Source organism: Paenibacillus sp. 2TAB19, assembly GCF_052115185.1.
In the GTDB taxonomy this organism is placed as follows: domain Bacteria; phylum Bacillota; class Bacilli; order Paenibacillales; family Paenibacillaceae; genus Pristimantibacillus.
Map to the genome: position 1 here is coordinate 1 of NZ_JBFRGE010000167.1, position 3,385 is coordinate 3,385.

At 47.6% G+C, this 3,385-nt stretch carries 3 protein-coding genes; all 3 read left to right on the forward strand.

All coding sequences use genetic code 11. The annotated features are described in order from the left end of the window. Positions 1–155: 155 nt before the first annotated feature. The 3 genes from AB4Z33_RS30560 to AB4Z33_RS30570 all read left to right on the forward strand — a co-directional run bounded on the left by AB4Z33_RS30560 (position 156) and on the right by AB4Z33_RS30570 (position 3,331). Positions 156–1,478 carry an ABC transporter substrate-binding protein gene (locus AB4Z33_RS30560; protein ID WP_442053507.1) on the forward strand — a complete coding sequence of 441 codons (1,323 nt, stop codon included), beginning with the start codon at positions 156–158 and terminating at the stop codon, positions 1,476–1,478. An 85-nt stretch (positions 1,479–1,563) separates the two neighbouring features. Continuing rightward, entirely contained in the window at positions 1,564–2,505 is a 942-nt protein-coding gene (locus AB4Z33_RS30565; RefSeq protein WP_442053508.1) for a carbohydrate ABC transporter permease, read from the forward strand. 43 nt (positions 2,506–2,548) lie between these two features. Further along, the gene (locus tag AB4Z33_RS30570) at positions 2,549–3,331 is read left to right on the forward strand and encodes a carbohydrate ABC transporter permease (protein WP_442053509.1); all 783 of its coding nucleotides are present in this window, start codon (positions 2,549–2,551) and stop codon (positions 3,329–3,331) included. Positions 3,332–3,385 lie beyond the last annotated feature (54 nt).

Sequence of the window (3,385 nt, forward strand, 5' to 3'; positions counted from 1 at the left end):
GCCCATGTCATCGTACTTGGGCCATATTTAATTAAGCGCTTTCAAAGAAAACCTAAAGTATTTGTAGTTTTACATGATACATCCGGGAAGTGTATCTTAGTATACTTGTTCATGAAAGCGCGCGCATTCGATGAAAACAATAGGGAGGGTCACCGATGAAATTGTTCAGGAGATCAAGTCTGCTGCTATGTGCGATCGTGAGTACTTCGCTTCTGGTAAGCGCTTGTGGCGGTAATACAAACTCCGGTAACGCAAGCAAAGGTTCCAACGCAGCCTCAAACGGAGCAGCCGAAAATACGAATGGAGATACTGCGGCTCCTTCGGGCGAAAAGACAAAGCTGACTCTAATGATTGCTTGGCCKGGAGATACTAACGCAGCAGAAGAAGAAAAAATGGTGAAGGAACACTTCAAAGATAAATACGATATCTCCTTCAAACCTGTGGACAACAACGTGGAGAAGACGATTAAGACGACGATTGCCGCAGGCGAACCGGTTGATCTTGCCTTCTATTTTCCTAACGGCATGGAAACGTTCGTGAATGCCGATATGGCACTGGATTTAACGCCTTATCTGGATGCCGACCCTGAATGGAAGAATTCATTTATGGACGGTACGTTGAATATGGGGACGTACAACGGCAAAACCTATTCGGTTCCGAATACTCCCRTATACGGCCTCTTGGTTGCCAACAAGGATCTGCTGGATAAAGCCGGTGTTACGTTATCGGATGAACCGACATGGGATGAGTTCACACAGGCGTTGACCACCGTTAAGGATAAGCTCGGGATTTCGCCTTTCGGCAACGGATGGATAGGCTGGACGCACCGGTTTTTACTGCAGACGATCTGGCCGAATGAAGAAAAATATAAAGAGTGGGCGGCGGGTAAAATTCCGTTCACCGATCCGACGGTCGTGAAAGCCTTCGATGAAGTGAAGAATCTCTATGACAAGGAATATGTATATCCGGGTAAAGGTGCGCTGACGGTCACCGCGGATCAAGTACTGACAGGCTTTAAGGAAGAAAAGGTCGCAATTATGGCCTATATCAATTTCCTCGCCGATGAAGCGATTAAAAACTCAGGTATCGAAAATATACAGATCTTGTCTTGGCCTCACCATGGGACGGGCTTGAAAGTGGCTGCGGCGGCGAACGGCTATATGATCCCAGCAAATGTGAAGCATCCGGAAGCTTCCGTTGAGGTGCTGAAGTATTTGACGAGTCCAGAGGTGCTTCAATACCGGGTCGACCATGGCGCGCCGGTCTCGGTTAAAGGCGTGGAACCGGCCGATCCAAATTCTAAAGTCGAGTTGTTTTCCAGAGACGCTGGGAACCCAATCATTGCAAAAGAAATGGGCGCTTTGGATCCGAAGTTGGACGATTACTACCAAAATAAGATGCCGGCTAATTACATCTTTAAAGGGAAGGCCGCTTTGGAAGAAATCGACAAATTGAGGCAGGATGCGATCAAGAAATAACAGCAGTCTATAAGATATAAACGATAATGGGCATAAGCACTCGTTCTTATGCCCATTGTTGTTCCTGTCAGGAGGAGGGCATACAATGATACGACAAGAGAAAGTTCAGTCTTTGCATACAGCGGGTCCGCAAACAAAAGTCAGGTCCATGCACGTAAAAACGAGGGTATTGGGGATTGCGCTGCTCATCCCGGCCGCTATCTTTATCGCCTTTACGGTGCTCATTCCGGTGGTTTGGAATTTGGTCTTGTCGTTCGCGGAATGGAGTCCGCTGACGAGCATGAAGATGGTCGGGCTCGTACACTATATTGAATTATTCCAAGACCAAGCTACTCTGAACGGGTTTAAATATTCGATTTTTATTGCACTTGTTTCCTCTGCGGTTGCCCTGCTGCTCGGGCTGCTGCTTGCCTTGCTAGTATATCGGACGGGCAATCGTGAGGGGGCCGTGCTTCGTCTCATCTTTTTCGCGCCGAACATGATGCCCTTTATCGTTATCGGTTTGATGTTTACCTTCATGCTAGATCCCGCTAACGGGCTTATCAATCAAATCCTCGGACTCATTGGTTTGGAAAGTTTACAGCATGCTTGGCTGTCTGAGCCTGGACTTGTACTCTGGGTACTGGCTGTGGTTAGCGGCTGGAAGGGCTCCGGCGGGGTGATGATGCTGCTCTATACGGCTATCGTGACGATTCCAGCTTCAATGTTCGAAGCTGCAAGGTTGGAAGGTGCAGGCTATTTCCGTCAAATCCGTCTGATTATCTTGCCGCTCATTATGCCAACGATTCGACTGGTGTCCATGTTGGTGCTCATCGGCTCCTTCAAAACCTATGATGTCGTCATGACGATGACGAAGGGCGGACCAGGCGATTTTTCGAAAACGGTCCMCATGCAAATGCTGGATGTCAGCTTCCGCTACAACGAGTTCGGATACGCCGCTGCAATTGGTGTGATATTCACAATTCTCGTTGGTATTGTGATGTTCGCAACGATGAAATTTGCGCGAGGTGACGTATATGAGTATTAAGAGATTAGATTCAACCCTGTTCATACGCCTAGCTCTCCTTGTTATGGCGCTCGCTACGCTATATCCGGTACTTTTTGTCGTCTTTACTTCACTGAAGTCATCCGAAGAGTTTTATGGGAATTTATGGTCAATACCGAGTCAATTCCGGTTCGATAACTATGTCGAAGCCTTTAAGACAGCTCGTTTAGGYGAATATTTGGGGAACAGTGTCGTCATTGCGGTTCTCTCTTTGTTCACTAGCAGCATTCTGGCTACTTTTGCGGCTTATTCTTTGGCCAGACTGCGCGTACCTTTCGCTGGTGTAATTGTGGGCTTCTTATTTATTTTGCAAGTCCTGCCCGGTGAATCCATGATCATTCCGCTATATGTGATGATGTCGAAATTAGAGCTGTTTAAGGTCATTTATGTTCCGATCGTCATTCCTTATTTGGGCTGGATGCTCCCGGGAACCATTGTCATCCTGTGGAACTTCTTCCGCTCGATCCCCGACGAGCTCATCGAAGCGGCGAGAATCGACGGCAGCAGCGAACTGAGCACGATGTTCCGAATTGTTTTCCCTTTGGCGGGCGGAGCCGTTGCCACTTGTACGGTTTTCAATTTCGGCTTTGTATGGGGGGAATTAATGTGGGCCCAGATTGCCACCTTGACAACGGAAAGAGGTATACCAATCTCTGTCGGCCTCATTAATTTTCAAGGACAATATACAACGAACTGGACCTTAATGAGTGCAGGGATGTGCATGGTTCTTCTCCCGCTGATACTGCTCTTTATCCTCTTGCAGAAGTATTTTGTCCAAGGCCTAACTGCGGGTGCCGTAAAAGGATAGCTTGTGTAGGGGAACTATACTTGTTAATCTGAATACGAGTAAAGCAGTGCGTTC